Source organism: Mesorhizobium sp., from assembly GCF_004962925.1.
Taxonomy (GTDB): domain Bacteria; phylum Pseudomonadota; class Alphaproteobacteria; order Rhizobiales; family Rhizobiaceae; genus Mesorhizobium.
The window spans coordinates 3,993-7,451 of sequence record NZ_SUEO01000272.1 but is presented as its reverse complement, the minus strand read 5'-3'; the positions used below and the strand labels follow the sequence as shown (position 1 = coordinate 7,451).

Genomic DNA, 3,459 nt, shown 5'->3' with positions numbered 1-3,459 from the left:
GGCAGGACAGAGGGGGGTGGGCGGGAACGCGACGCTCGCTAACGCAGCGCCCACTATTGAACCGGACCATTCCCATGAACTGGGATGATGTCCGGATCTTCCTCGCCGTGGCGCGTGCCGGCCAGATCCTCGGCGCAGCTAGGCGGCTGGAGCTCAACCACGCTACTGTCTCGCGCCGCATCGCCGCGCTCGAAGATGCGCTGCGCACAAAACTCTTTCGCCGGCTTACCACAGGCAGCGAGCTGACGCCGGCGGGCGAGCGCTTCCTCGACATCGCCGAGCGCATGGAAGGCGATATGATCGCCGCGCGCTCGACCGTGGCGGGCGAAGGCGACGATGTCTCCGGCACCGTGCGCATCGGCGCGCCTGATGGCTTCGGCGTAGCCTTCCTGGCCAAACGCCTCGGCGCACTGACGGCGCTCCACCGCGAACTCACCATCCAGTTGGTGCCGGTGCCGCGTTCCTTCTCTCTGTCCAGGCGCGAGGCCGACATCGCCATCACCGTGGAACGGCCGACCGAAGGCAGGCTGGTCGCGGGGAAGCTGGTCGACTACACGCTCGGCCTGTTCGCGTCCCAGGCCTATGCCGAAGCGCATGGCCTGCCCAAGACGCCCGCCGAGCTTGGCCGGCACACGCTGATTGGCTATGTGCCGGACCTCATCGTCAGCCCCTCGCTCGACTATGCGGCAGAGTTCAGCGCCGACTGGCGCACCAGCTTCGCCATTTCCTCGGCGCTCGGCCAGGCCGAAGCGGTGCGCTCCGGCGCCGGCATTGGCATCCTGCACACCTTCGTCGCCCGCTCGATGCCGGAACTGGTGGCGGTCGACATCGTCGCGCCGATCCGCCGTGCCTACTGGCTGGTCTATCACGAATCGGTCAGGCCGCTGCGCCGCGTCCAGATCGTTGCGAGCTTCATCACTAAGGCAGTGGAACGGGAGCGGGGATTGTTCGTCTAAAGCGCGGTGAAGGAAGCCTTCTGATCCTAGCGCTGGTACCGCTCCGGTCCGAGATCGCGGACATTGATGTCCGGTACCCGGTTGGAGATGATGTCGGCCAGCACCTTGGCCGAGCCGCAGGCCATGGTCCAGCCGAGCGTGCCGTGGCCGGTATTGAGATAGAGGTTGGAAAACTCGGTGCGGCCGATCAGCGGCGGCCCGTCCGGCGTCATCGGCCGCAACCCGCACCAGAAACTCGCCTCCCGCATGTCGCCGCTGCCTGGAAAAAGGTCGCCGACCGAATGTTCGAGCGTACGGCGCCGCGATTCATGCAGCCTCAGGTCGAAGCCTGAAATCTCCGCCGTGCCGCCGACCCGGATGCGGTCGCCGAGCCTGGTGATCGCCACCTTGTAGGTCTCGTCCATCACCGTCGACACCGGTGCTGCGGCAGCATCCTTGATCGGCAGGGTGATCGAATAGCCCTTGACCGGATAGACCGGTATGGACCGTCTCAGCATACGCATGAACTTGGCCGAATAGCTGCCCATCGCCATCACATAGGCGTCGGCAGTCTTCCAGCCCTTGCTGGTATTGATGTTGGCGATACTGTTGCGCTTGCGGATGATGCGCCTGATCAACGTATCATATTCGAAGGTGACGCCGCGCGCCACGCAGAACTCGGCCAGACGGTCGGTGAACATCTTGCAGTCACCGGTTTCGTCACCCGGCAGCCGCAAGCCGCCAACGAATTTTTCACGCACCCCTGCCAGCCCCGGCTCGGCCGCGATACAGCCGTCGGGATCGAGAATCTCGTAGGGAACGCAATATGTCTTGAGCACTTCGACATCGCCTGACGTGCCGTCGAGTTGCTGTTGTGTGCGAAAAAGCTGCAGCGTTCCGTTGGCGCGTTCATCATAGGCGATGCCGGTCGCCTCGCGCAGCGCTTTCAGCGTGTCGCGGCTGTATTCGGCCAGAGGCACCATGCGCGCCTTGTTCACCGCATAGCGCTCGGCCGTGCAGTTGCGCAGCATCCTGACCAGCCATAACCACATATGCGGATCGACAGTCGGCCGCACCACCAGCGGACCATGCTTCATCAAAAGCCATTTGATCGCCTTCAACGGGACGCCGGGACCGGCCCAGGGCGAGGCGTAGCCGGGCGAGATCTCGCCGGCATTGGCAAAGCTGGTTTCCAGCGCCGGGCCCTTCTGACGGTCGATGACAGTCACTTCATGGCCGGCCTCGGCGAGATAATAAGCGGTGGTGACCCCGATGACGCCGCCGCCCAGCACGAAGATCTTCATCGCATAGCTCTCCAGAAAGACGTCTTGTCAGGGGTTTGGGGGCGCGGCATCGTGGCTTTCTGTCTGCCGGATTTTACGGCGTCCGCCAAGTGCCCAAGCATGTCGCCCAAAACTATGCAGCGGTTTTGGGACAACGGCATGCATAAAAAGCCCGCCCGCTATCCATTCACATAGCGCCGGTGAAAGCGGTGTCCGAGGCTGGTCAGGATTTCATAGCCGATGGTGCCGGCATGGCCGGCCGCCTGGTCCACCGTCTGCGACGGCCCGATCAGTTCGACGAGGTCGCCTGCCTTCAGCCTGTCGGGCGGCAGGGCCGAAATGTCGAGAACGATCGAATCCATCGATACGCGTCCGAGGAAGGGCAGTGGCACATTTTCGAACCAGGCAGCTGAGGCCGCGCGACGATGCCAGCCATCGGCATAGCCAAGCGAGATCGTTGCGGCGACCAGCGGTTCGGCCACGTGAAAAATATGGCCATAGCCGACGCCGGCTCCCCTATCGAGGCTGCGCGTCTGGATGACCTTTGCCTGAAGCCGCACCACCGGAAGCATCGGATTCTTCTCCGCTGGCGTCGGATTGATGCCGTAGAGCGCCGCACCGGGCCGGGCGAGGTCGTAGTGGAAGGACTGTCCAAGAAAGATGCCGGAGGAATTGGCGAGCGAGGCCGGCGCCTTTGGCAGCATCCTGCGCAGCCGCTCGAATTCCAGCCGCTGCAGCTCGTTGGCCGGATGCTCGGGCTCGTCGGCGCGAGCAAGATGGCTCATCACGAAGTCGACCTCGATACCGTCGAACGCCTGCGGATCGGCAGCGACGGTCTCCACCTCCGCTGCCGCCATGCCGAGCCGCGACATGCCGCTGTCGACCTGGATTGCAGCCTTGAGCGTGCGGCCCGTCCGCTGCGCCGCCGCGCGCCAGGCGGCGAGTTGGCCGGCGCTGTTGATGACCGCGCCCAGCTCCGCTTCGACCGCTTCGCTTTCAGCGCCCGGCTGAATGCCGTTCAGCACGTAGATCGCAGGCCCTGAGCCGAGCGCCTGGCGCAGCCGGGTACCTTCGGCCAGATGCGCGACGAAGAAAATGTCGCAGCCCTCGGCCGCCAGTGCTGCCGCCACTTGGACCCCGCCGAGCCCGTAGCCGTCGGCCTTGACGACACCCGCGCAGCCGACGCCGCCCAACCGCGCCTTGAGCCGCCGGTAATTTTCGCGGATGGCGCCGAGATCGAC

General features: G+C 64.8%; 3 protein-coding genes. 1 reads left to right on the top strand and 2 read right to left on the bottom strand.

The features are described 5' to 3' along the window. The first annotated feature begins 74 nt into the window (after nt 1-74). Entirely contained in the window at nt 75-956 is an 882-nt protein-coding gene (locus tag E5W87_RS32180; RefSeq protein ID WP_292407024.1) for a LysR family transcriptional regulator, read from the top strand. 26 nt (nt 957-982) lie between these two features. Here E5W87_RS32180 and E5W87_RS32175 read toward each other — a convergent pair whose 3' ends face one another. Then, entirely contained in the window at nt 983-2,239 is a 1,257-nt protein-coding gene (locus tag E5W87_RS32175; RefSeq protein ID WP_292407021.1) for a D-amino acid dehydrogenase, read from the bottom strand. 158 nt (nt 2,240-2,397) lie between these two features. Further along, nucleotides 2,398-3,459: alanine racemase (gene alr, locus E5W87_RS32170; RefSeq protein ID WP_292407017.1), on the bottom strand; the 1,062-nt coding region annotated here is incomplete at its 5' end.

What these genes read in the sequence shown, in the direction of transcription:
- E5W87_RS32175 (WP_292407021.1), bottom strand. Translation starts at nt 2,239, where the DNA reads ATGAAGATCTTCGTGCTGGGCGGCGGCGTCATCGGGGTCACCACCGCT.
- E5W87_RS32180 (WP_292407024.1), top strand. Translation starts at nt 75, where the DNA reads ATGAACTGGGATGATGTCCGGATCTTCCTCGCCGTGGCGCGTGCCGGC.